Genomic DNA, 24,359 nt, shown 5'->3' with positions numbered 1-24,359 from the left:
ATCTGGAGACTAGACATGCGCTGGCTGTCCGCGGTGCTCCTCGCCGCCATCCTCGGCGGCGTGCTGACGGATCTGGTGCTTCCCGCTCCGGCGGCGGCGCACGACGTCACCACCACCGCCCAGGCCGAGGTGACCGGCACGGGCACGAACGTCAAGGTCGTCCTCGACCTCGAGTACGACCTGCTGATGAAGTCGGCCTGGCTCTACGACGAGGCCTATGACGCGAAGGAACGGACCGAGCAGCTCCGCCAGCTCAAGATCAACCGAGACGCCGTGACCACATACGTCACGGGCCGCTTCGCCGTGGCGTACGGCGACAAACCGTGCGCGCCCACGCCGGTGGGCGACGCGGACGTGCGCCCGCGCGGCAAGGTGGCCTTCGCCGTGGTCACCCTCACCTACGCCTGCCGGGGCGAGAGCGGGGGAGCCCACGCGATCTCCAGCGCGCTCTTCCCCGACTCGGAGTCCTTCGTCCACAGCACGAAGACCATCGTCCGGTACGACCTCGACGGGGAGAAGGGCTCCGCCGTCCTGGACGCCACAGCCCCCACGGTGCGGGTCGGCGAGCACAAGGCGTCCAGCCAGATCGGCGAGTTCTTCCTGCTCGGCGCCGAACATCTGCTGTTCGGCCTCGACCACGTCCTCTTCCTGCTCGCCCTGCTCATCGGCGCGCGCCGCCTGCGCGATGTCATCGTCACCGCCTCCGCCTTCACCGCCGCCCACAGCATCACGTTCCTCCTGGCGGCGATGGGCATCGTGGACGTTCCCAGCGCGATCGTCGAGCCGATCATCGCGGGCTCGATCATCGTCGTGGCGCTCGCCAACCTGCTCGGCCGTGCGGAAGACCGGCTGGGCAAGTGGCGCCTGCCCATCGTCTTCGCCTTCGGCCTGGTGCACGGGCTCGGCTTCGCCGGCGCGCTCGACATCGACCAGGGCGGCTCGTGGGAGCTGCTCCTGTCACTGCTGAGCTTCAACCTCGGCATCGAGGCCGCCCAACTCGCGATCATCGCCGTGCTCTTCCCGCTGCTGGTGCTCCTTCGCCGCACCTCCGCCGCCCGCTGGGCGCTGGCCGCGATGTCGGTCCCCATCGTGGCGGTCAGCCTGTACTGGTTCGTCGAGCGAATCCCCCTGCCACTCTGACGGATGGGCCGCCTTTATCGAGCTCGGCTTCACCACAGGTGTTCGTCAGCTTGCTGTAGAGCCTGGATAAATGCTCAAGCCGATATTCGGCGCTATGTCATATAAAGGCATTTGCGCAGGCAGTCATCCCTATGTGCGCGCTCTCTACATCGTACGGCCGATAATGTCGAAGCGGCCGAAGCGCGATTTTCGGCAAGCCTTCCGCGCCGCGCCGACGCCATGGAAGACGCCTTTCCGCGTCGCATTGTGGCGCCCCGCATAATCCGCTCCCCGCTGGGCCCGTCGGTCGTGCGCCCCCGCCGCAGCCAGGTCAGACTCTCGACTGAGGGCCTCGCCTGATCAACAATGACCCCAGGAGCCATCGATCGACCCACTGATCACAGGAGGGAGCGCGATTTGGCGGCGGTGTTCTTCGGCATCTTGGGGCCGGTATGCGTTCGCCTGGACGGTCGGCAATCCATCGAGCTGAGCGGCAAGCCGAGCGTGGTCCTGGCCAGCCTGCTGCTCAATGTCAACACCACGGTGTCCAGGGACCGGCTGATCGCCGCGCTGTGGGAGAACGCCCCCCACTCCGCGGTCTCCAACCTTCAGACCTACGTCGCCCGGCTGAGAAAGGCGTTGCCGGCGGGCACCCGCCTCCTCACCAAAGGATCCGGCTACCTGCTGCAAGCCGGTGCGGACGAGGTCGACCTGCTCATCTTCGACCAGGAGGTGCGACAGGCTCGGCTGGAGGCCGAGAGGGGCGAGGCCGGGGCCGCGGCTGAGCGGTTCGAGCGGGCGCTGGCGCTGTGGCGCGGCCAGCCCGCCGAGGGCACTCCCCTGGGGGGCGACCTGCTCGCCCGCGTCGCCGAGGTGGAGGAGCGCCGCACGGAGACACTGCTCGACTACGCGGAAGTGAAACTCGTCCTCGGCGCCCACAAAGAGATCATCGACGATCTCCACCACCTGCTGGCTGAGCAGCCCTTACGGGAGAAGGCCTGGTATCTGCTCATGCTGGCACACGCGCGCGCGGGGCAGCGGGACAAGGCGCTCGACACCTACCGGCGCGCCCGCGACGTGCTCGTGGAGGAGCTCGGCGTCGAACCGAGCAAGGACCTGCAAGACCTGCAGTCCATGATCCTTGGCGGCGGCCTGCCGCCTGTCGCGCCCGAACCGCGGGCGAGGGGCATCTGTCAGCTACCTCCGGACATCGCCGACTTCGTCGGCAGGCAAGGAGAGCTGGCCACGGCGCTCGAGACGCTCGGCCCGGCCCGCCAGAGGGCGACGACCTCCGAGCCGGCGGGGGCCGAACCCGCGCGGATCCCGCCGACGCTGACGGTGCCCCTCTGCGTCATCTCCGGCCAAGGGGGCGTGGGTAAGACCGCCCTGGCCATCCACATCGCCCACCACGCCCGGCACGACTTTCCCGACGGGCAGTTGTACATCAACCTGCGCGGCGGGGAGAACCGCCCCACAGACCCGGAGGAGGCGCTGGGCCGGTTCCTGCGCGCGCTCGAGGTCGACAGCGCCACCGTCCCCGCGGGACTGGACCAGCGGGCGGAGCTGTACCGCGGCAAGCTGGCGAACGGGCGCTACCTGGTGGTGCTGGACGACGCGGCGGACGAGGGCCAGCTCTACCCGCTGCTGCCCGGCACGCCGGGGTGCGCGGTCCTCATCACCAGCAGGCACCGGCTGACGGGGCTGCCCGCGGCGCGCATGATCGATCTGCCGATGATGCCCTCCGGCGAGGCGCTCGAACTCCTGCGGCACCTCATCGGCGCCGATCGGGCCGCCGAAGCGTCCGGCGACGCCGACACGCTCGTCCAGTTGTGCGGTGGCCTGCCCCTTGCCGTACGCATCGCCGGAGCCAAGCTCGCCGCCCGCCCGCACTGGGGCCTGGACCAGCTGGTCACCAGGCTGAGCGACACGCGCAGCCGCCTGCGCCAGCTCTCCCACGGCTCCCAGGCGGTGCGGGCCAGCCTCGCCGTGGGCTATCAGGGCCTGACCTCTCCGGCGCGACGGCTGTTCCGCCTGCTCGGGCTGCTGGAAGCGCAGGACTTCGCCGCCTGGACGGCCGCCGCCCTGCTCGACATGCCGCACGCCGAGGCCGAGGATCTGATCGAGCAACTGGTCGACGTCCGCCTCCTCGACGTCGCGGGTCACGACCCGTCCGGGCAGGCGCGGTTCCGCTTCCACGACCTGACGCGTGCGTACGCGCGAGAATGCGCCGAGGCCGAGGAGTCCGACAACGAACGGATCGCCGCGCTTCGACGTGCTTTGAGCGCCTGGCTCGCCCTGACCCGCCAGGCGCACGTCCGGCTGTGCGGCGGCCACTACCGCCTGCCGTACGGCCGCAGCCCGCTCTGGTCGCCTGACCCGGAGATCGTCGAACGCCATGTACGCGACCCGCTCGCCTGGGTGGAAGCCGAGCGGGCGGGCATCGTCACCGCGGTCGGCCAGAGCGCGGCGCTGGGAGCGGACGAACTCTGCTGGGAACTCGCCTCCAGCGCCATGCACCTCTTCGAGACCCGCAGCTTCTACGACGAATGGCGCGCGACGCACGAGACGGCCCTGCTCTGCGCCCGGACCTCGGGCAACGTACGGGGCCAGGCGACCGTACTCAACGGCCTGGCGGGACTGTTCCTCGCCCGCGACGACATGCAGCGCAGTGGCGAGGCGCTGGAGGAGGCCCTCGGGCTGTTCGAGAAGGCCGAGGACCGGCACGGCCATGCCCTGGTCCTGGTCAACCTGGCCGAGCTCCATCGTCTAGAAGGCCGCTACGCCCAGGCCCTGGAGTTGTACGAGCAGGCGACGGAAGGTGTGGCGCGGGCCGGCGACCACGGCACGGAGATCGCCATCATGCGGGGCATCGGCCACATCCACTTCAACCAGGGGCGCTACGACCTCGCCGGCCCGTACCTCCGGCGGGCGGTGCGGCTGGCCGACGACACCGGCGACGTCCGTTCGCGGGAGTTCGCCAGGATCATTCTCGGCGAGATCGAGCTTGCGCGAGGCGATTCCGCCGCCGCGGAGGCCGGTTTCAGCCAGGCGATGTCCTACTTCGACACGCTCGGCTTCCCCAGGGGGACCGCGTACGCGACTCTGGGGCTGGCGTCGGCCAGACTCGCCCAGCACGACCTCGTCGACGCGGAACGTCTTCTGCAGCGGGCCCTGGCCATCTACGACAACGTCGGAGAGAGCCTGGGCCGGGCCCGCGTCCTGTTCGCCCGGGCCGAGCTCCGGCGCCTGCAGGGCCGATTCGACGAGGCCGTCGCGACGTTGACGGAGGTCATAGAGATCTGCCAGGCCATCCCCGCCCCACGCCGCCACGGCCTCGCCCTGCGCGCCCTCGGTGACGTGCACCGCGAGGCCGGAGACCTGCCCGCGGCCGTGGACGCCTGGCGGCGCTCGCTCGCGATCCTGGAGGCCACCTCCTCATCGGAGGCCGGACAGGTGGCCGCCTTGATCAAGCAACACCTGCTCTGACCCGGATGCGCCGTGTGGGAATCACACCGGCAGTGGTGACAAACGGCATCTATGGGACGTCGCTCCCAGCTCATACCGTCGAGACATGTCCATCAGACGCCTCCTCGCCGCTCTCGCCACAGCGCTGCTGGCGGCACCCTTACTCGCGACGCCCGCGCACGCGGACGGCTCGCACGACTGTTTCTTCGGTGAGCGGAGCCAGGACGGAGCCGAGTATGCCCTGACCGCCTGGGGCTGCAGCGGCTCGGGCTACTTCGACGTGACGGTCACCATCCGGTCGGGCGCCGCGGCGGGCGGGTACACGTGCCGCACGGCTCTTCCGTGGAACAGCAGCCTGTCGGCCACCGGCTGCCAACCTTCGTAACCCCGAGGCCCTCGCGGACGTAGGGTGCAGATCAGCAACCAGCCGTCGTCCTTCGCGAGATGGAAGCCCGCATGACCGTCACCCCCGCGCACCTGAGCGCCTTCGCGAGCCGCGCCGAGGCGCTCGCCGCCGAGGTCCGGGCGCTCTGCGACAGCGCCCCGATCGGATCGCCGGAACGCGACCCCCTTGTGGCGGCCGGGCAGGCCGCGAACTGGCTGGCCCGAGGCGCCGAGGATCTGGAGCGCGCGGCCGAGGACCTGGCCAGGCTCCAGGCCCAGCCGTGCGGCCTGCCGTGGGGCATCTGCCCCGAGCACGGCAACACCCTCTCCTCCACGGCCGGCGTCTCCACGTGCCGGGTGTGCCGGCGCACCTGGAACCACGACCGGCGCGGCCGGCCGTGCCAGGAGCCGGTGGCGTGGAAGGTGATCGACCGGGCCGGGACGGAGACGAGGATGTGCGACGGGCACGTCCTCGGAGCCCGCGCGGCCGCCGCGGGTGCGACCTTCCTACGCCTCGACGAAGGCGGCGCGGAGCCACGGGCCCAAAGTATGTGATCGTGTTGTCGGGGATCACCCCCGGTGTGAAGATCAGAGAATGCCCCGACCAAGAACGGTTCTCCCCTTACTTGCCGTCGCCGCCTCCACGCTGCTGATCAGCGGAAACGCCGAGGCGGCGGCGGATCCGCCGTTACCCTCGGCCATCTTCCGCGCCACGCACAACAGCTACTCGGGCAACGTCGACGGCGCCAAGAACTCGATCACCTACCAGCTCGACCACGGCATCCGCTTCATCGAACTCGACATACACGACAACGGTTACGCCACCTCGCACGACTACGCCATCGGCCATGACTCGCCCGGCAACCAGGTGGACCACACCGGAAACCCCGCGTCGAACCTCCTGCGCGACTGGCTCAGCGTGATCAACACCTGGTCCGCGCAGCATCCCGCCGCCGCACCGATCGTCGTCGCGCTCGATGTCAAGGACAACCTGACCGACAACCCCTCCTTCGCCGCCGGCGAGCCGGCCGCGCTCAACCAGGAACTCACCTCCGTCTTCGGCTCCCGGCTGTTGCAGGCCAAGGACTACCCGGCGAGTCCGCCGACGGTCGACACGCTGCGCGGCCGGGTGCTCGCGGTGATCTCCGGCAACGGCGAGACCCGCACCCAGTACAAGCGTGACGTCGGCGCCAACCCGGCCGTCGCGATCAACGGCCGCGGCCAGGTCGTGGAGGTGCACGACTCGGGCTCCGGCGCGCTCTGGTACTGGACCGGCACGTACGGTGCCGACGGCCGCGTGACGTGGTTACGCCACGGCAAGTACGACAACGGCGTCACACCGGCCGTCACCCTGAACGACAACGGCGACCTGGTCGAGGTCCACCAGTCCCAGAGCGCGACCACGCTGTGGTACCGCGTCGGCCACCTCGGTGCCGACGGCGAAATCACCTGGTCGTCCAGCCATCAGTACGACAACGGCGTCCTGCCGACGGTCAGGTTCACCGACGCGGCCGGCACCCAGTTGCGCGAGATACACCGCAGCCAGAGCAACTCCCAGAACTGGAACTGGAACGGCGTGCTCAACGCCGGCGCGGGGACGGTCTCGTGGAGCGGCAACGCCAAGACCTCCGACGCCCGCTACGACAAGACCACCTCGACCAGTGGCACGTCGCGCGTACACGTGTGGACCGGCGCCGACGGCCCCACCTCGGCCCAGACCCTGCGGCTGGACACCGACCGGTCCAACGGCGACCGCATCCGCTACCAGCAGGTCGCCTTCGACGAGTACCAGCAAGGCGACAGCGCGGAGCTCCAGCAGGGCGCGCTGTTCTACGCGGCGCCCGCCACCGAGTCCTCGTTCATCACCGCGGCACGACAGGCGGGTCGGCTCGTACGCGGCTGGGACTTCGACTCGGCGAGCGACGCCACCACCCCGCCGGCCAACTATCCGGCCACCAACCGCCCCTACGAGACCTGGTATCAGAACCTGCTCACCCAGTCCGGCGCCATCGAGTAATCAAGGTGGTTTGAACCCCGCAAGGAAGGCAGCCGTACCAGGCCAGAGAGAACTGAAAGGGTAATCATGAACATGCGCCCCCTCGTTATCCCTGGCCTGACCGCCGCCCTCACCCTGGTCGCCACCTCGCTCAGCCCCATCGCCGCGCAGGCCAGCACCCCCATCTACCTGGCCGCGTCGCTCAAGGGCGCGAACGAGGTGCCGGCCGCGGGGATGAAGGTAGGTGACGTGGACGGCAACGCCCTCGCGGTGTTCCGGATCCATGGCAACCGGGTCGACTACGCCGTCCGGTGGCAGAAGGTGGACGCGCCCAGCGGGTTCCACATCCACAAGGGCAAGCAGGGCGAGAACGGCGACGTCAGGGTCCCGTTCTTCGGCGAGGCGATGCCCGCCTCGCTCCATGCGGTCAAGGGCACGGTCCTGGTCAAGGACCTCAACCTGCTCGGCCGCATCGTCAACAACCCCGGCAACTGGTACGCCAACCTGCACAACGCCGAGTTCGGCGGCGGCGCGGTACGGGCTCAGCTGTACCGGATCCGCCCGGTGGAGCTGGAGTCGGTGCTGTCGCACGGGTTCGGCACCACGCTCACCGCGCGGGCCAACGGGCGTCAGGAGGTGCCGGCGCCCGGCATGAAGGTCGGTGACCACAACGGGTTCGCCGGCTGGCTGGTGCAGCCGGAGGGCAACCGGGTGTGGTTCGCCTCCTCATGGGGGGATATCGAGCCGCCGATCGGCTCGCACATCCACCGCGCCCCGAAGGGCAAGAACGGGCCGGTGGTCGTGCCCTTCTTCGCCGCCGAAAAGGGCCTGCCGCCCAGCGTCAACGGCGTCGCCGGCAGCGTGACCACCTCTACCGCGGTGGCCCAGCGCATCTGGAAGAACCCGAAGAACTGGTACGTGAACCTGCACACCGCCAAGTTCCCCGGCGGCGCGATCCGCGGCCAGCTCTACAAGGGCGACTGGTAGGAAAGCGATTCGGCAAGCCAGCCTCATGACCCGGAAAGGAGCCGGGTCGATCCGGGGCGGATCACGACAAGGCTGAAAACCTCCCGGTGGGGGTTAGCGACCCGCTATCCGATCACCACACGGAGGTGCGCCATGACGATTACCGCCAATCTCGACAAGCTGCTCGACAAGGCATTCGAGGAGTACGCCCTGGACAAGCTTCCTACCGCCCCGGTCAGCGCGCTCGCCGGTGTGAGCGACGCTGACGCCGAGTCGCTGGCCAAGGCGTTCAACATCAAGACCATCGGCGATCTCGGCCGCAACAAGTACTTCCGCGCCGCGGTGGCCATCGTCAACCTGGTCGAGGTCAGCAAATAGCGGCGCTTCGCGAAGACGCCCCGTCCACCTTCGAAGGGGACGGGGCGTCTCTCGCATAGCCGTCAGGTCGAGGGCACGTCGATCCTCTTGCTGGAGGTCGCCCCGATGACTTCGATGCCCCGGTAGCCGAGGATGCCGTCGAGCGGCAGCGACGCCGTGTACGGGGTGGTGACCGGCAGGCCGATGCCGCCGGGGAGTCTGCCGGTCACTTCGATGCCCCAGTAGTCGGGCCGGTGGACGTAACGCAGCGGCACCAGCTCGACCCGCATGTTGAGATAGGGCTTCTCGCCACGGACGACCAGGATGAAGGTGTTGGGGATGATCCCGGGTATGACCCGCGCCTCTTCGAAATCGATGAGACGTGTCGACGAAGGCCCGGGTGGCTCGCTGAGGGTTTGCCGCTTGCTGAGCTCGGCGGCGGCTGGGGTGGTCAGGCAGATGGCGAGCGCGACGCCCATGGTGGCGGTGGTGAGAGTGGCGATGAGACGCTTCACGGAACCTCCTACTACTCTACGCAGCCTTTCCACTACGCATAGTAATCAGCGAGGATGTGGAGCGCCAGCACCTTGGACAGGCAGCGGCCCCCCGGACTACCCAAGCCGGGGGGCCTGTCTTGTGCCGCCATGTAAGGCGCCAGCGGCGTTTAAGAGGGCGGATCAGTCCTGACGACGTGCGCTCTGCCATTGAGCAACCGCCGCATGAAGAGCGGCGGGCCGGATTCGAACCGGCATCTCAACAATCACAGTCCATCCTCGGTTGATCTGGCGCCGACGGCGATGCTGAGCCTAGAGCGAGAATCTGAGTCTGATCGGCTGCCTCTGCCAACTGGGCTACCGCGGCTCGTACCGCGGGGAGGATTCGAACCTCCGCTGGGGCCGTTCGTCAGTTTCAATCTGAGCTTCAGCTTCGCGCTTTCGCGCACCCCGCGCTCAACGGGGAGTCTCTAGGTTAGGCGAACAGGTAACGGAACACCGCGTCGCCGACCTCCTGGTCCTCGACGGCAGTCGCGTTGGCCTCTTCGCGGGCGTACTTCACCGCGTCCTGAAGCTTCTGCACGCGGGCCAGCAGTTCGTTCACGCGGCGGCCCGGCAGCGCGCCGGAGAAGGTGGTCTTCGTCCAGTAGCCGACCACGACGTCCTCGGTGAACACCTGGACCTGCGCCGGATGCTTGTCCGTCGCCTCGGCCAGGACATGGTTGCGCGGCACCTTCTTGGTGCGGGTCGTCTTGACCGGCTCGGTGCGCCACGTCTCGGCGTTGTCGTCGAACGTCCACGTCTCGGCCGAGTCGAGCGTCGGCAGCTTCGAGATGAACGTGTGCAGGTCGACGAGCTGCTTCTCCAGGAACAGCAGGTACGTGACCGGCACCCCCGAGACGATCGTCCGGCCGTCGACGACCACGTCGGCCTTGGCGAGCGCGTTCGTCCAGTCCTTCGTCGCGGTCACGTCGAACAGCCTGGTCAGTGCCGCGGCCACGTCGGCGATGACCTGCTCGGTCTTCACCTGCACGCGCGTCGACTCCGGCGGCAGTTGCTCGCCCTCGTCGTCGATCGGCTGGTAGGTACGCGAGAGGCCGGACAGGAGCGGCGCCTTCTGGACGGTGTGGTAGGCGTCGGACACCGCACGCTGCGTGCTGGCCTTGACGCCCTTCTCGACCGCGAGGATCTGGTTGAGCTTGGTCACGGTCATGACCTTAGGTGGTGGCGTGGCGCGTTACACCCGATTTTCGCCGCTTGAGCTTCCAGACGGAAATCAGTACACCGGCTGGGATTGCCGACACCCGAAACCGAGAACTTCGCCCACGAGATCGTATTCACCGCCGTTCTCGTGAGGGCGGCGCCACGTGAAGGGGAGTTCGACCATGCCCAAATACCTGATTCAGGCGAGCTATTCGGTGGACGGCATCAAGGGGGTGCTTCGCGATGGAGGCACCGCACGATGCCGGGTGGTGGAGCGCATGCTGGAGAGCGTCGGCGGCCGGGTCGAGCAGATGTACTTCGCCTTCGGCGAGAACGACGTCTACATCATCGGGGACCTGCCCAACAACGCGGCCTCGGCCGCCATAGGCCTCGCGGTGACGGCGGCCGGAGGAGCACGGACGAAGACGGTCGTCCTGCTGACCCCGGAGGAGATCGACGAGGCGGCGCGGCAGGAGGTGGACTACCGAGCCCCGGGCGCATGACGGCGCCGACGCCGCTGACCAGGACTTGACGCATTCCTTACCTGGCAGGTGTGTACCCGGATCTAGCCTTGAACTGGAAGGGGCACGCCATGATCATCAATATCGTGCTCGGGCTGATCGTCATGCTGACGGTCTGGCTGGCGGTCAGCAGCATCAGGATCGTCAACCAGGTAGAGCGCGGTGTGGTCTTCCGCTTCGGCAGGGTCCAGCGGGAGGTCCGCCAGCCAGGGTTCACCCTCCTCATTCCGGTCGTGGATCGCATGAGGAAGGTGAACGTACAGATCGTCACGATGCCGGTGCCCACGCAGGAGGGCATCACCCGTGACAACGTCTCCGTCCAGGTCGACGCCGTCGCCTACTTCCGGGTCGAGGAGCCGCTGCGGGCGGCCATCGCGGTGCAGGACTACCTGTTCGCGATCGAGCAGGTGGCGCAGACCTCACTGCGCTCGATCATCGGCAAGAGCGATCTCGACGACCTGCTCTCCAACCGTGAGGAGCTGAACAGGGGCCTCGCGCTGATGATCGACAGCCCCGCGCTCGGCTGGGGCATCCACATGGACCGCGTGGAGATCAAGGATGTCCATCTGCCCGAGGGCATGAAGCGGTCCATCGCCCGCCAGGCGGAGGCCGAGCGCGAGCGCAGGGCCCGGGTGATCACCGCGGACGGGGAGTTCCAGGCCTCGCGGAAGCTCGCCGACGCGGCGGCCATCATGACCGAGGCCCCCGGCGCGCTTCAGCTGCGGCTGCTGCAGACCGTCGTGGAGGTGGCCGCCGAGAAGACCTCCACCCTGGTCATGCCGCTGCCCGTGGAGTTGCTGCGTTTCTTCGAGCGCTCCGCGACAAGCGCCCCGGCAGCGGGGGCTGTCAGTTCCGCGGAGCCGAAGGCCGAAGAGCGGCCGGCCGTGACGGACTCCGCCACGCCCGAGCTGACCCCGCCAGAGCCTTCCTTCGAACGAGCCGCCGCCGACTCGCCCGCGAAGAACGGCGCCGCGCGTTCCGCATAGACCACACGCTCTGTTACCGGAGGTGCACGGTCGGCCGATGCAGGCTGACCCGCACGTGGACCCCTGCTGTCCAGCGGCCGGAACGATTCCTCGGTAAATACAGGGCATCTGGCGGATCCCGATCACAGACCTACCGATTACCCATAAGATGCGGTCAAAGGTGAGGAAGGGTGTGGCGTGACCGAGCGTGAGCGACCTCCGGGGAAGATCGATCCGACTGTCCCCACCGTCGCCCGAATGTACGACTATTTCCTGGGCGGGAAGGACAACTTCCCCGCCGACCGCGAGGCCGCCGAGAAGATCGTCGAGCTGAGCAGCCAGGGCGGCGCGAACGTACGGGAAATGGCCCGGGCGAACCGCGACTTCCTGGTCCGCGCGGTGGAGGCGGCGGCCAGGGCCGGCGTGCGGCAGTTCCTCGACATCGGCACCGGCCTGCCCACGCAGGACAACGTGCACCAGGTCGCGCACCGGATCATCCCCGACGCCAAGGTCGTCTACTCGGACAACGACTCGATCGTGCTGGTCCACGCCCGGGCGCTGCTGGCCGACAACCCCGACACGGTGATCATCGACGGCGACGCGCACGACCCCAAGGGGCTCCTGACCGCCGCCGCCCAGCACCTCGACTTCAGCCAGCCCGTGGCGGTGCTGGTCGTGGCGCTGTTCCACTACTTCAGCGACGACGACGAGGTGGCCGGCATCGTCCAGGCCCTGCGCGAGCCGCTGGTGCCGGGGAGTCAGCTGATCATCACCCACGCGTACGTGGAGAAGGGCCAGAGCATCCCCGACCGGAGGAGCGAGACCGAGGACGTCTACCGGCGTACGACCTCCGGCGCGCTGCACCTGCGGGACTACGAGATGGTGCGCACGTACTTCGACGGGCTGGAGCTGCTCGAACCCGGCCTCGTACCGGTGCAGAACTGGCGCAACGACGACCCGTTCATCGTCCCCGGGATGGAGAAGGGCGGCATCCTGGGCGGCGTCGGCCGCGTCCCTTAGCCTGCGGACCCGCCGAGCCCCCGCCGACCCGTTCGAGATGTCCAGGCACTTGCCGCTGTTGAGGTTCCGGTAGGTGCACGGCCCAGCCCATGAGCTCCTGAGCTGTACCCCGTCCTTCGTTACCGGCGCCGGTGGCCATCGTCGCCGTGGCGTCCGGTGTCCTCGCCTCAGAAGCGCAGGCGGTTCCGCGACCAGCCCTCTCCAACGCCGTCTCTGTGGCGGATGACGCGCAGAACGCCGTGGGCAAACTCACCCTCGCCTTCGAGCGGACCACCGCGTCGAAGTGTCCGGTGACCATCAAGGTCCACGGCTTCTTCGAAGGGCTGCCCGAAGGCGCTCAGACCATCAGGTACCGCCTCGTCGGCACCGAGGAGTGGAAGACCGTCGAGGTGCCGGCCGGCCACGGTGGCGTCTACACGACCGTGCTGGAGACGCTCGACTGGGAGTACGACTGGGAGTCGGCCAAGACCTCGATCCAGATCGAGATCGACCAGCCGGACCCGCTGACGTCCAACGTCATCTACTACTTCAAGTGCGGCAACCCCGTCGGTGACCCCACGTTCGGCGTCGCCGAGGAGGACATCTCCAGGACCGCTATGGGCGGCCCGCTGGCGGAGCTGATCGCCGACGCGCAACTGGAGTCGGTCAAGTCCCTGTCCGGCGCGCAGGCCGCCCTGGTCAGCAGACGGGCGATCCGCTGGGACCTGCCGGCGGGTCCCATCGACTTCGGCGAAGTCTGGAACGTGCAACCCGCCGGACTGGCCATCAACGTCTACGCGATGACCGGCGCACAGCTCAAGACGCTGCTCGGCCACGCGAGCCCGACGGCCGGCGTGCTGACCCCTTCGGCCTCAATCCGCTACACGCTGACCGGCGGGGTGGTCACCGAGCTCACGCTGAACGGCGCTCAGGTCGCCGACGACCAGGTCCTCAGGATCGCCGCGAACTACAACCTGGCGGCCGGCCAGGAGGGGTTCCCGGCCTGGAACTGGAGTACGAACGTGTACACCGCCGGGCCGGACGACACAGGGGCCCTGGCGACGTACCTCGTCGCGCACTCGCCGATCCACGCGCCGCAGGGCGACCGCGTCACCCTCAACTGAGGACAGGCCGGGCGGGCGCCGTCCCGCCCGGCCCAGAGGGAGACCTTAAGAGATCCGTAAGCAGGTGCTGCGACGCTTTAGGCACATCAGAACGGCGGGGCCGGACGGCCCCCGCGCCTTACCGAGGAGCAGCATCATGCGAAAGATCGCCGCGAGCCTGTTCATCTCGCTCGACGGGGTTGTCGAGAACCCTGCGGACTGGCACTTTCCGTACTTCAACGATGAGATGGGCGCCGCCGTGGGGGCGCAGATGTCCGACACCCTGCTCCTGGGGCGCAAGACCTATGACAGCTTCGCCGGAGCGTGGCCGGAGCGGGAAGCCGCGGGCGGCGAGGACGCCGACTTCGCGAAGACGCTCGGCGACGCGCGGAAGATCGTCGTGTCCCGCCAGCCCCTGGAGTTCACCTGGCGGAACTCCGAACTCCTGCCGGGCGACCTGGTCGAGGCCGTGAGCGCGCTGAAGAAGGAGCCGGGCGGCCCCATCGCCGTGAGCGGCTCGATCTCGGTGGTCCGCGAGCTGCTGGCCACGGGTCTGCTGGACGAACTGCACCTGCTGGTGCACCCCATCGCCATCCGCAAGGGCGAGCGGCTGTTCGACGAGGGGGAGAACCCGGTCCCGCTGGAGCTGATCAAGTCCGAGACGTTCACGACAGGCGTGCTGTACCTGGTCTACAAGCCCGCGGGCGGGACGAGCTCGTAGTTCGGGATCGTGGGCTTCAGCCGCTGGTACTCCTGCTCGTCCGCGGCCGCCGCCGCGGCTTCGGGGATCTCGACGCGGCCGAGATAAGGGCCCTGCAGGCAGTGGTCACACCAGAAGTGGGCGTCACCGATGAGCAGGTGGGGGATCCGGAGCCGGTACACCAGGCGGAGGCAGGCTCGCCCGCAGTTCGGGCAATGCCCGGAGATCGGTCCGGGCAGCTCGTCACGGGCCCGCACATAGGCCTGAAGCCAGCTCTCCCATCGGAGTGCCTCGTCCTGAGTGTTCGACAATGGGCCACCTCGGTCGTCTTCCGGCTCTACGTACATATACCGCGATCGATGCCCGGGCGGCTCGCCGAACGAGCCGCCCGACCCCATGAGTCACCGGTTACGCGGATGGTTGTCCCACCAATCGTCCTCGAAGGCATAGGCCCGGTCTTCGTACGGGTCCGCCTCTTCGTTGGTCGTCGGGTAGGGGAGGCCCCCGCGCAGCTCCTCCACGTGGAACCGCTCGTGGGCGAGGGTGCGGGCCAGCAGTTCCTCGCTGCGGAAGGCCGCTCGCCGCAGCTTGACCGTCTGATCGGGATAGGTCACCCCGGCCTGCCCGTCGATGCTCTTGTCGATCCTGATGCGCAGGTCGTCGATCCGGATGTCCCAGGTCTGGGCCACCCGCCGGACCGTGTCCATGTTCATCGGGAGCTTCTCGCTCCAGTGCGGCCTTCTGGCATCCCTGGCGCGGGCCAGCTTGACGGAGTCACCGCCGACGAACAGCCCCCGCGCGCCCGCACCATCGTCGCCGCCGTACCCCGCGTCCTCCAGGGGCAGCCCTTCCTCGGAGGAGCAGGCGGCGCCGGCGCCCGTCACGCCACGGCAGGGGTTCAGCTGCACCGTCGGATCCGGCGGGACGCCCGGGCCCGGATCGACGCGGCAGTCCTGCATCGCGTCCGCGCCGAACACCCCTGAGCATTGGCCGATGACGTGCGGGGCCGGGTCGAGGCCGCCGTTGGGCTGCCCGTCGCCCGCTCCGGCCTCGATCGGCGTGAAGGCCACGCCGACCTTGTCCAGGATCTTGTCGATGGCGTTGTCGACCCGGTGATTGAGCCCCTTGTCGAGCGCGTCGGCCAGCGAGATGCCCGCCGGGCCGGGGAGCTGGTCATGGTCGATCGGGCCCGGCCTGGTCGCGCGCGTCTTCGCGGCGATGTCGGCGAGCTCCTGGGGCGTGGGCGGCGGAGGCGGCGGCGGGTCCGCCTTGGGCGGGGTCTTCGTGCCCTTGCCGGGCGTGGTGCCGGGGTCGCCGTCGCCGGGCGTGCCGTCGGACTTGCCCTTGCCGGGCGAGGAGCCGCCCGGGTAGTCGATGGACGGTCCGCTGCCGTCCGGCCAGCCCTTCCACCAGTGGTTCTGCCACCACTTCCCAGCCAGGTAGCCCAGGCCGCCGGCGACGCCGACCGCCGCGAGGCAGCCGAGCCAGAGCGGACCGCAGAACCGTGAGCCGCGCGCGGCCGCGCCGGCCGCCCCGCCACCGGTGAGGACGAAGTCGGCCGCGGTCAGGATCGGCTTGGCGATGTCGATCTTGACGACCTTGATCACGTTCTTGGCGGTGCCGCAGACGAAGGCGGGGCAGCCGAAGTGGCCGGTCGGGTCGACCCGGTTGAGCGGGTCGCCGTCGGCGTAGGTGAAGCGGTTGCCCTTCACCGACGGCATCGGATCCACCTCGAGCGTGTCCCTGCTGGGGAACGCGCCGGTTCCGGGGTCGTACCAGCGGGCGGCCATGTTGACCTTGCCGCTGGTCGGGTCCGTCCAGCCGCCCTGGTAGCCGACGCCGCGCTTGGTGCCCGCGCTGGCGACGACCTTCCCGTAGGGGTCGTAGGCCACCGAGTCGGTCAGCACACCCGCGCCGGTGAAGGTGGCGGTGAGGTCGCCGTGCCGGTCGGTGTAGGCGTACAGGCCCGCGACGGAGACGACGTTGCCCGCCGGATCCCTGCCGTAGAGCTCGGTACCCGCCGCGGCCGGGGTGTTGCCCAGGCCGGAGTAGCTGAACGTGCGGCCCGCGGTGGAGGCGAGCCGGTCCAGCCCGTCGTAGGCGTAGGTCGTGGCACCGTCGCTGATCATCCGGTCGAACGCGTCGTAGCTCGTCGCGCTCGCGCTCCCGCCGGTCGGCGTCCTGGATCTCAGGGTGCCGCGCGCCGAGTAGGCGTAGCCGGCCGACCCGTCGGAGACGAGCTGGTTGCGCGCGTCGTAGACGGCGGCGGCCGTTCCCGCCTTGGTCCGGTTGCCCGCGTCGTCGTACTCGTAGGCGACCGAGTTCCACGACGTCAGCCGGCCCGCCAGGTCGTAGCCGTAGGTGTTGGCCGCGGCGCCCGCCGTTCCGGTCGTGGTCTTGCTGGTGAGCCGGTCGGCGTCGTCGTAGCCGTAGGCGATGGCGGCCAGCACCGCGCCCGCGTTGTTCTTGAGCGTGTCGGCGGTGGGCCGGTGCGACGCGTCGTAGTCGAAGGAACGCTTGGCGCCGCCGTAGTCCACGGCCTTGAGCTGGTTCATCGAGTCGTAGGAGTAGGTCGAGGTCCCGCCGGTGAGCGGGTCCCGGACCGTGGTGAGGCGGCTCCCCGCGTCGTAGTCGTAGGTGGCCGTGCCCGCCTTGTCGGTGCGGGTCTTCATACGGCCGTCCGCGTCGTAGGTGAAGGACGCCGTGCCGGACGGCCCCGCCGTGCTGACGAGATGATCGCGATCGTCGTAGCCGAAGGTGTCGCCCCCGGCCGAGGTCTGCCGGCCCACGGCGTCGTAGCCGAAGCTGTGGGCGGTCGTCGCGGTCTCGGCGCCCGCGCCGGTCTCCGCGGTGAGCTGGTTCAGCGCGTCGAAGGTACGGGCGACGGTGACCCCACCCGGCTTTTTGACCTGGACGGGGCGACCGGCCGCGTCGTAGTCGGTGATCGTCTGGCGGTCGGCGACGGCTGGGTAGGCCGTGGTCGCCGGGACGAGCATCGTCACCGGGAGGTTCCATGGGTTGTAGCCGTACGTGGTCGCGTTACCGTTGCCGTCGGTGAAGCGGGTGGTGTTGCCGACCGCGTCGTAGCCGAATGTCGTGTTGACGGTGTGCGTCGACGTGGTCTTCTCGTGCTGGCCGGTCAGCCGGTTCAGCGCGTCGTAGTCGTAGGTGGTGACCCCGCCCCCGGCCTTGTTGACGGTGACCGGGTTGCTCCCCGCGTCGTAGCCGATCGTCATCGGCCGTAGCTGCTTGCCCGACGCGTCGAGATCGGCCATCGCGGTCGCCCGGCCGGCACCGTCGAAGGTGACCGTGCTGCTGGTGCCGTCCGGGTTGGAGACCTTGGTCACCCGGCCGGCGTGGTCACGGGTGTACCAGTGGCCCTGGTTGAGCGGGTCGACGTCGACCACGACCTCGCCCGCCGCGTTGTAGCCGAACTGGCTGCGCGCGCCCGACGGCGTGGCGACGTAGGTCAGGTTCCCCGCGTCGTCGTAGTCGTAGGCGGTGGTGTACCCGGCCGCGGTGGGTGTGCGGTCGACGGCGGTTTCGGAGATCCGGCGGCCCAGGTCGTCGTACGTCGCCCCGGTGAGCCGTCCCGCCTGGTCCCGGGTCCAGAGCCATTCCCCGGCCACGTCGAAGCCCGAGCGCGACTGCTTGCCCGCCGCGTCGGTCGTGGCGACCACGTTGCCCAGTTGGTCGTAGGTGTAGGTGTCGCCGTGGCCGAGCGCGTCCACGGAGCTCGTCACGCGGCCCAGCGCGTCGTACGTCGCGGTGGACCCCGCGGCCACCGTGGCACCGGTGCCGACCTGCTGGTAGGAGGGCAGGGTGACGTTGAGCGGCCGGCTCATGGCGTCGTAGGCGAACGTGGTCCGGTAGCCCTCGGCGTCCTCGCTCGTCACGACGTCGCCGAAGCTGTTGTAGCCGGCCCGCGTCTGCGGCCTGACGTTGAACGGCGTGCTGCCCAGGTGCTCGACGGCCACCGTCGGCGCCTTGGTCATGGTGAGCCGGCCCGCCTCGTCGTGGGTGTAGTCGGTCACCGCGCCACGGGGGTCGGTCATCGTCCGAGGCAGGCCCCGCTGGTCCCTGGTCCAGGACGTGGTGAGCCATTTGTCGCCGTCCCAGACCTTCTGGGCCAGGGGCCGGCCCAGCGCGTCGAGGTCGAACGCGGTCCAGGTGTAGCCGCTGTCCTGCGCCTGGACCAGGGAGACCACGTGGTCGTCATCGTCGTAGCCGTACGTGGTCTTGCGCTTCAGGCCGGCGGGGTCCAGCAGAGCCGCCGTGGTCCGGTTGGCGGCGTCCACGGTGTAGGCGGTCGTGCTCTTGCCGTTGCCGGTGACGCTCTGGATGAGGTTGCCCGCGCTGTCGTAGGTGCTCTGCTGGAGCGGGATGTCCCGGGTGGATCCGTCGGCGTTGCGGAAGCCCTCGGCCCAGACCGATTCGAGCAGGTTGTCGTCGTAGTAGTGGTTGCGGGTGGTACGGCCCATGGCGTCGGTGACCGTGGCCAGGCGTCCGGCCGGGTCGTAGGCGCGGGATTCGAGGACCAGCTCCTTGGGGGAGTCGCTGTTCAGCGGGTCGCCCACCCAGTTGGCGAGGCTGGTGGTCAGCAGCAGTCCGGTCGGTCCGTAGACGCTCCGATAATCGGCGCCGGTGGCGTCCACGGTGCGGTTGAGGTTGCCGTAGACGTCGTACCCGTAGGTGGTGGTGTTACCGGCGGCGTCCTTGACGGACGAGACGCGGGCGGCGGAGTCGTAGGTGTAGGTGGTGGTGCGGGTGGGGTCCTTGCCGGTGGGGTCCATCCGGTCGACCTGGGTGACGTTGCCGTCGACGTCGTAGGTGTAGATGACCCACGGGAGGTGCTTGACGCCGCTGATCACGTCCGTGGTCTGGGGGCCGACGGTGGCGGTGAGGTGGTTGAGGGCGTCGTAGCCCATCGAGGTGGTGACGCCGTTCGGGAACGTGTCGGAGACCTGGGACACGGCGGTGGGCCGGCCGGCGCTGTCGTAGTCGTACTTCGTGGTGAGCCCCGCCGGGTCCACCATCTGGGCGAGGTCGCCGTTCTGGCGGTAGGAGAACCGGGTGGTCTTGCCGCCGGAGGTGGTCACGGAGGCGAGCAGCGAGTCCGGGACGGTGCCGCCGTCCACGGCGGCCTCGGTGCCGTCGGTGTAGGCGTACTTGGTGGTGCGGCCGGTGGCGGATCCGCCCACGGGAGGTGTGGTGACGCTGAGCAGGTCGCCGGAGATGTCGTAGGTGTAGCTGGTGCGGTGGTCCGTGTCGGCCGTGCTGGTGGCCCGGGCGTCGAACGTGCCGGTCAGCTTGTCGTTGCGGGGGTTCAGCGGGTTGCCGGTGTCCAGGTAGTAGGTGAAGTAGGAGGTCTGGCAGGAGCGCGGTCCCCGGCAGGTCACCTTCATGACCGGGTTGCCCCGGTCGTCGTTGAAGAGCTGGGTGGTGTGCCCGTCCGGGTCGGTCACCGAGGCCAGGTTGCCGTTGAGGTCGTAGCCGTAGCGGGTGGTGCCGCCCGTCGCGTCGTACAGTGAGGTCGGGCGGCCGCCGTGCCGGGGGTCGAAGGTGTAGACCATCGCCTTGCCGCCCGGATCGGCGGCGAGCACGGTGGTGGCGGGGATGCCGAACGTCGCGACGTCGTTGTAGTGCGTCTGGATCGCGTCCGTGTGCAGGCTGTTCCAGTAGAGCGCCACCTCGTCGATGGTGCCGGTGAAGTGACCCAGGGTGTCCGAGGGCTTGGCGGGCCAGTTGCCCGCGATGAAGCCGGCGCCGACGTAGACATGGTTCTGCGCGACCGTGGACACCGGCCCCTTGGACCTGGTCCCGACCACGGCACCGTCCAGCCAGAGCCACTGGGTGCCGCCCGAGGCCGTCAGGGCGACGTGGTGCCAGCTCGCGTCGGTCACGGCCGTGCTCGTGGTGATCGGCGCGACCGCGGCGCCGTCCCAGAACTGGCCGCGCAGCTTGCCGTCCGTCCCGATGTACAGCGCGGGTGTGTAGTTCGCCTGCGGCCCGGCCGGGTCGGTGATGGCCTGGGCCTGGTAGGCGAGCAGCACACCCGGCTTGGCGGTCTTGAACCACAGCTCGGCCGACAGGTCGCCGCCGCCCTTGATCTCGCCGTCGGGGAGCTCCAGGTAGGAGCTGGTGCCGTTGAACCCGGCGGCCGTGTCGCCGCCGGTGGCCAGGACGATGGGCGCGCTCTGGTTCAGGGTGACGTTGTGGTAGGTCGCGTCGGTGTCACGTCCGTCGCCGTAGGCCGCGCTGGCCGCCCGCGTGCCGGAGTACTCGGCGAGGCGGTAGTACTCGCGCGGCCGGGCGCTCAGGACCGCGTTGGGGTAGTACTCGGTGGAGCCCTGCGTCTGGGCGGGGTAGACCCGCCAGAGCCCGCCGTTGGCGTCGGTCACCGAGGCGACGCGGTCGCTCTGGGCGTCGTAGGCGAGCGTGGCCTGCAGCTTGCCCGAGGGCAGCTTGACCGTCTCCAGCACGCCCGTGTACTGCCCGGCCTTGTACTGGGCGGTGACGGCCGTGGGGCCGAGCGGGTGGGTGTAGAAGGCGGGGTCGTCGATCTGGCCGGTGAAGTGGCCGCGCGTGTCGGCGGGCGCGGCGGGGCACCAGCCCGAGGTGTTGATGTAGCCCGCTCCGACGCTGGCGTACGGCAGGCGGGTCGGCACGATCTGCTTGGACCGGTCGTCGACGATCGTCCCGTCCACGTACAGGCCCTGCCAGGTGCCGCTCGAGGTCAGCACCACGTGGTGCCAGGCCCCGTCGTTCACCGCCGTGGTCGAGCTCATCGATCCGCAGCTGCCGTCGTCGGACAGCTGGCCGTGCAGCTTCCCGTCGGTCCCGACGTAGAGCATCGGCAGGAAGCCCCAGGGGAGCGGGCCCCGTGAGTCCTCCAGCGTGTTCATCTGGGCGCCGTACAGCACGCCGGCCTTGGTGGTCTTGAACCACATCCCGACCGCCGCGTAGGTGGTGTCGTCGGTGATGTTGTACGGCATGCGCAGGTACGAGCTCGTGCCGTTGAACGTCGCCGAGCCGTCCGTGGCCCCGGCCGGGGCGCCCGCCGCTCCGTAGGCCAGGTTGACCGCCTCCGCGTCGTCCTGGCCGATGAACTCGTGGGTCTCGTTGGTCGCGCCCTGGTGGAGCCGGTAGTACATCGCGGGGGCGGCGTCCACGACGGCCGTCCGGTAGTGCGACACCATTTTGTAGGTGTATTTCGTGCAGGCCGTCGTCGTCCCCGGCGGGCAGACCTGGGCGAGCAGGCCGTAACCGTAGCCGTAGGTCCACGCGGGCGCTCCCTGGGCGGGATCGGTGGCGACCGAGGTCACCACCCCGCTGTTCCAGGTGAAGTAGAGGCCGCGGCCGCTGAGCTTGTTCACGACCTTGGCGAGGGTGCCGTCGCCGTTGTAGGTGAGGAACTCGCCGTGCAGGTCGTCGTCGTAGATCGCGGTCAACCGGCCGCTCGGGTCGAACACGTACGCGCCGCCGGACTTGTCGCGCAGGAACCAGGCCGCGTCGGTCTTCACCAGGCTCACCGACCGGCCCTCGGGCGGCGCGAACGTGCCGTCGGGGTTGCGGCCGAAGCGCGCCTGCCGCCCGTCGGGGTAGGTGACGACGACGTTGCCCGTCCAGTCCGCGTCGGTGACGATCTTCATGTCGTACGCGGTGGTCCAGCCCACGCCGAACATCCCCGTCCGGGAGTTCAGGCTGCTGTACGAGCGGGTGATCGCCAGCGCGGGACCGGCGGTGGTCAGGCTGGCGTCCGTGGTGGTGGCCGCGTACTGGCCGGTCAGCGGGTCGACGCCCTTGACGGCGGCCGTGCCCGCGCTGTCGGAGACGTGTGAGGAGACCAGGGGCTGCGGCACGACCGTGCTGAACGTGCTCCACCCCGTCGCCGGGCTGGAGGTCTTGCCGTCGGTGACCAGGGCCTGCCACACGTACCGCTCGCCCCACTTGAGCTTGCCCTGCGGCACCGTCCAGCTCGCGCTCTGCTCACCGGTGTTGGAGTCGCCCTTCACCAAGCCGGCCGCGGGGCACGTGTTGGTGTCGGAGAGCAGGCAGACGTTGAAGATGAAGTTCAGCGAGCCGCCGGGCCACTCGTCCTGGTCATGGCCGGTGACCGTGAACTCCGGCGTCAGCGTGGACTCCACGTACCCGCTGCCCGGCCACATCGAGTCGATCTGGGGCGGGATGTTGACCACGGTCAGGCTGACGCACCAGACGGGCACACCCCAGTCGGAGAAGAACTGCCCGTTCGCCACCATGTCCCAGCAGATCTGGTACGAGCCCGGGTTGAGCGAGTCGATCGTGGCGCTCACCTTCGCCGAGCCGTTGTTGGCGATCGTGGCGGGCAGGCTCGCGGCCGCGGTGGAGCTGCCCACGAAGGTGCCGCCGGTGGTGTACAGCTTGTAGCCCAGCTTGACCGAGCCGGGGGACCAGGAGTTCATCCCATTGTTGATCACCGTGACGGGGAGCTTGCCGGCGGTGGTGGCCGTCACCGGCGGGTCGATCGTGGCGTCGGAGCCGATCACGTAGAGCGCCCGCCAGGGGCTGTAATCCACCTGGAGGTACGGCGGGTTGGCCGAGTTGGCGCTGGCGAACTCCTTGAAGCTGTCGGCGGTCAGCGCCAGGCCGTTGTTACCCGCGCCGTTGGCCCAGTCCGACAGGGCGGACAGGCCCGCGCTGTTGATCCCGATCCACGCCCAGCCGGCGCCGCCGCAGGTGACACCGCCGCTGAAGCTGGCCGAGCCCCAGGTGTCGCCGAGGGTCACGCCGGGATAGGAGGCGATCGTGCCGACGTTCCAGCTGCTGGTGATCTCCTTCACCGTGACCGGGTTGGCCGAGCAGGAGTTCGACAGGGTGTTGTAGAGGAAGAGCGCGGCGCCGGTCACGTAGGCGTGCGGGATCTGGGAGGCGAGGTTGAAGTTGATGTAGGAGTTGTTGCGCTTGGTGCCGTCCTGGGAGCCGACCAGGAGCTGGTCGCTGCCGGAGTGGTTGGCGCCCGAGTGGTTGTCGACGTAGGTGTCGGAGGCGGCGCCGCTGGTGGTGCGTACGTAGGAGGAAGGGTCGATGACCACCGGGAACGCGCGCTTCTCGGCGTGCAGCCACTTCTCGTCGGCGCTGACCCGCAGGACGTTGCCGACGAGGGCGTAATGGACCGCGTCGGAGCGGGCGCCCGCGGCGTCGCGCATGAATCCGGCGGGGACGGTGATGCGGACGGCGCCATGCTCGTCGACGAACTCCACACCCTGCGGCGAGCTGCGCGGCGTCAGACCCTTGGCCTGGAAGGGGAAGTCCCAGGGGCCCGTCGCGGCCTGGCGCGAGGTCAGGACGAGCGACTCCTTGATCCCGTTCCAGGTGGCCTCGACCTCGACGTCGGTCCCCGGCAGCACCTCGCTGTATTTCGCGATATTTCCAGAAATATTGGCTTTGGTGCTTTTTGCTCCTTGGAGGGCGAAAGACAGGCTGTGCCCCTCGTCCAAGGTGATCGACTGGAGCCTGGAGTCGGCGGCGTCGTCGGCCACCTCGACTCCGACGTCGTTGGCCGCCTGCCGCCAGCGCCCGGCCGCGCCGGTCAGGTTGAGGTCGATGTCCTTCCACTCGCCGGTGGCCGTCTGATATCGCACCGGCCTGGAGTAGGTGCGTACGGTGTAGGTCTGATCAGGGTTCTGGAAGACCTTCGACGTCGCGTCGCCCAGCCTGGGCACCACCTGGCTCTGCTTGGCGTCGAACCCGTGAACTTCCCCGTTGCCCGGCTTGCCGGTCGCCGCGCCCACCCGCTGTGGTTTGTTGGACAGCCGGGAGACAGGCTTGGGCGTCTTCGGGGCCTCCTGGGGCACGGTCCCCTTGGGCGGCTTGGCGGCGGCCCGCTTCGCCGGCTCGGTCCGCGCCTGGGTCGCGTCCGCCGCCACCTGGTGGGCACGGTTCGCCGCCGAGCCGAGCCGCTGCTCGGGAAGCGTGGGCTCCTTGGGAGCCGCTGAGGCTCCCTGAGCTGCGACGCTGATGACAAGGGTGCTCACTGTCAGTGCAGCGCAAAGACGGGTAGCCCAACGGTTCCTCATGCAGACCTCCGGCGGCGACCGTAATCGCC

At 69.2% G+C, this 24,359-nt stretch carries 16 protein-coding genes; 12 read left to right on the top strand and 4 right to left on the bottom strand.

Annotation, left to right across the window (positions count from 1 at the left end; translation table 11 throughout):
* Window positions 1-15: 15 nt before the first annotated feature.
* From ACGFNP_RS36125 to ACGFNP_RS36095, 7 genes are all read left to right on the top strand, one after another.
* Entirely contained in the window at window positions 16-1,140 is a 1,125-nt protein-coding gene (locus ACGFNP_RS36125; protein ID WP_393326406.1) for a HupE/UreJ family protein, read from the top strand.
* A 405-nt stretch (window positions 1,141-1,545) separates the two neighbouring features.
* Entirely contained in the window at window positions 1,546-4,605 is a 3,060-nt protein-coding gene (locus ACGFNP_RS36120) for a BTAD domain-containing putative transcriptional regulator (RefSeq protein WP_393327489.1), read from the top strand.
* 85 nt (window positions 4,606-4,690) lie between these two features.
* Window positions 4,691-4,969 carry a hypothetical protein gene (locus ACGFNP_RS36115; protein WP_393326404.1) on the top strand — a complete coding sequence of 93 codons (279 nt, stop codon included), beginning with the start codon at window positions 4,691-4,693 and terminating at the stop codon, window positions 4,967-4,969.
* 71 nt (window positions 4,970-5,040) lie between these two features.
* Complete coding sequence (locus ACGFNP_RS36110) at window positions 5,041-5,523, top strand: hypothetical protein (protein WP_393326401.1); 483 nt, start codon at window positions 5,041-5,043, stop codon at window positions 5,521-5,523.
* A gap of 40 nt (window positions 5,524-5,563) precedes the next feature.
* The gene (locus ACGFNP_RS36105) at window positions 5,564-6,985 is read left to right on the top strand and encodes a hypothetical protein (RefSeq protein WP_393326398.1); all 1,422 of its coding nucleotides are present in this window, start codon (window positions 5,564-5,566) and stop codon (window positions 6,983-6,985) included.
* A gap of 72 nt (window positions 6,986-7,057) precedes the next feature.
* Window positions 7,058-7,951 (top strand): CHRD domain-containing protein, encoded by an 894-nt coding sequence (locus ACGFNP_RS36100; RefSeq protein ID WP_358318090.1) that lies wholly within the window; start codon window positions 7,058-7,060, stop codon window positions 7,949-7,951.
* Between the two features lie 132 nt (window positions 7,952-8,083).
* Complete coding sequence (locus tag ACGFNP_RS36095) at window positions 8,084-8,308, top strand: hypothetical protein (protein ID WP_219533331.1); 225 nt, start codon at window positions 8,084-8,086, stop codon at window positions 8,306-8,308.
* 62 nt (window positions 8,309-8,370) lie between these two features.
* Here the strand turns inward: ACGFNP_RS36095 and ACGFNP_RS36090 are convergent, their stop codons facing one another.
* A complete protein-coding gene (locus ACGFNP_RS36090) occupies window positions 8,371-8,802 on the bottom strand; it encodes a hypothetical protein (RefSeq protein ID WP_393326395.1) in 432 nt (143 codons plus the stop codon).
* 454 nt (window positions 8,803-9,256) lie between these two features.
* A complete protein-coding gene (locus ACGFNP_RS36085) occupies window positions 9,257-9,994 on the bottom strand; it encodes a hypothetical protein (protein WP_393326392.1) in 738 nt (245 codons plus the stop codon).
* A 172-nt stretch (window positions 9,995-10,166) separates the two neighbouring features.
* Between ACGFNP_RS36085 and ACGFNP_RS36080 the strand changes: the two genes are divergently transcribed.
* The 5 genes from ACGFNP_RS36080 to ACGFNP_RS36060 all read left to right on the top strand — a co-directional run bounded on the left by ACGFNP_RS36080 (window position 10,167) and on the right by ACGFNP_RS36060 (window position 14,293).
* Window positions 10,167-10,487, top strand: coding sequence for a GYD domain-containing protein (locus ACGFNP_RS36080; RefSeq protein WP_358318093.1), 321 nt, complete (start codon window positions 10,167-10,169; stop codon window positions 10,485-10,487).
* Window positions 10,488-10,576: 89 nt separating this feature from the next.
* Window positions 10,577-11,491 carry an SPFH domain-containing protein gene (locus tag ACGFNP_RS36075; protein ID WP_393326389.1) on the top strand — a complete coding sequence of 305 codons (915 nt, stop codon included), beginning with the start codon at window positions 10,577-10,579 and terminating at the stop codon, window positions 11,489-11,491.
* Window positions 11,492-11,668: 177 nt separating this feature from the next.
* Complete coding sequence (locus tag ACGFNP_RS36070; RefSeq protein WP_358318095.1) at window positions 11,669-12,490, top strand: SAM-dependent methyltransferase; 822 nt, start codon at window positions 11,669-11,671, stop codon at window positions 12,488-12,490.
* Between the two features lie 215 nt (window positions 12,491-12,705).
* A complete protein-coding gene (locus tag ACGFNP_RS36065) occupies window positions 12,706-13,593 on the top strand; it encodes a 5'-nucleotidase C-terminal domain-containing protein (RefSeq protein WP_393326386.1) in 888 nt (295 codons plus the stop codon).
* A gap of 136 nt (window positions 13,594-13,729) precedes the next feature.
* Window positions 13,730-14,293, top strand: a complete 564-nt coding sequence (locus ACGFNP_RS36060) for a dihydrofolate reductase family protein (protein WP_393326383.1) — start codon at window positions 13,730-13,732, stop codon at window positions 14,291-14,293.
* Here the strand turns inward: ACGFNP_RS36060 and ACGFNP_RS36055 are convergent.
* Together ACGFNP_RS36055 and ACGFNP_RS36050 are read right to left on the bottom strand one after the other, a co-directional pair.
* Window positions 14,263-14,583 carry a hypothetical protein gene (locus ACGFNP_RS36055; protein WP_358318098.1) on the bottom strand — a complete coding sequence of 107 codons (321 nt, stop codon included), beginning with the start codon at window positions 14,581-14,583 and terminating at the stop codon, window positions 14,263-14,265. The genes ACGFNP_RS36060 and ACGFNP_RS36055 overlap by 31 nt on opposite strands.
* Window positions 14,584-14,673: 90 nt before the next feature.
* The gene (locus ACGFNP_RS36050; RefSeq protein WP_393326381.1) at window positions 14,674-24,288 is read right to left on the bottom strand and encodes a LamG-like jellyroll fold domain-containing protein; all 9,615 of its coding nucleotides are present in this window, start codon (window positions 24,286-24,288) and stop codon (window positions 14,674-14,676) included.
* Between the last annotated feature and the right edge of the window lie 71 nt (window positions 24,289-24,359).

Source organism: Nonomuraea sp. NPDC049269 (assembly GCF_043197155.1).
GTDB lineage: Bacteria > Actinomycetota > Actinomycetes > Streptosporangiales > Streptosporangiaceae > Nonomuraea.
Note: the sequence above shows the minus strand (reverse complement) of the source record. Positions and strands in the feature narration are given on the sequence as shown.

Bases quoted from the DNA above. Each gene is read 5' to 3' on its own strand.
- ACGFNP_RS36110 (WP_393326401.1), top strand. From the start codon at position 5,041: ATGACCGTCACCCCCGCGCACCTGAGCGCCTTCGCGAGCCGCGCCGAG.
- ACGFNP_RS36100 (WP_358318090.1), top strand. From the start codon at position 7,058: ATGCGCCCCCTCGTTATCCCTGGCCTGACCGCCGCCCTCACCCTGGTC.
- ACGFNP_RS36075 (WP_393326389.1), top strand. From the start codon at position 10,577: ATGATCATCAATATCGTGCTCGGGCTGATCGTCATGCTGACGGTCTGG.
- ACGFNP_RS36115 (WP_393326404.1), top strand. From the start codon at position 4,691: ATGTCCATCAGACGCCTCCTCGCCGCTCTCGCCACAGCGCTGCTGGCG.
- ACGFNP_RS36105 (WP_393326398.1), top strand. From the start codon at position 5,564: ATGCCCCGACCAAGAACGGTTCTCCCCTTACTTGCCGTCGCCGCCTCC.
- ACGFNP_RS36095 (WP_219533331.1), top strand. From the start codon at position 8,084: ATGACGATTACCGCCAATCTCGACAAGCTGCTCGACAAGGCATTCGAG.
- ACGFNP_RS36060 (WP_393326383.1), top strand. From the start codon at position 13,730: ATGCGAAAGATCGCCGCGAGCCTGTTCATCTCGCTCGACGGGGTTGTC.
- ACGFNP_RS36085 (WP_393326392.1), bottom strand. From the start codon at position 9,994: ATGACCGTGACCAAGCTCAACCAGATCCTCGCGGTCGAGAAGGGCGTC.
- ACGFNP_RS36125 (WP_393326406.1), top strand. From the start codon at position 16: ATGCGCTGGCTGTCCGCGGTGCTCCTCGCCGCCATCCTCGGCGGCGTG.
- ACGFNP_RS36080 (WP_358318093.1), top strand. From the start codon at position 10,167: ATGCCCAAATACCTGATTCAGGCGAGCTATTCGGTGGACGGCATCAAG.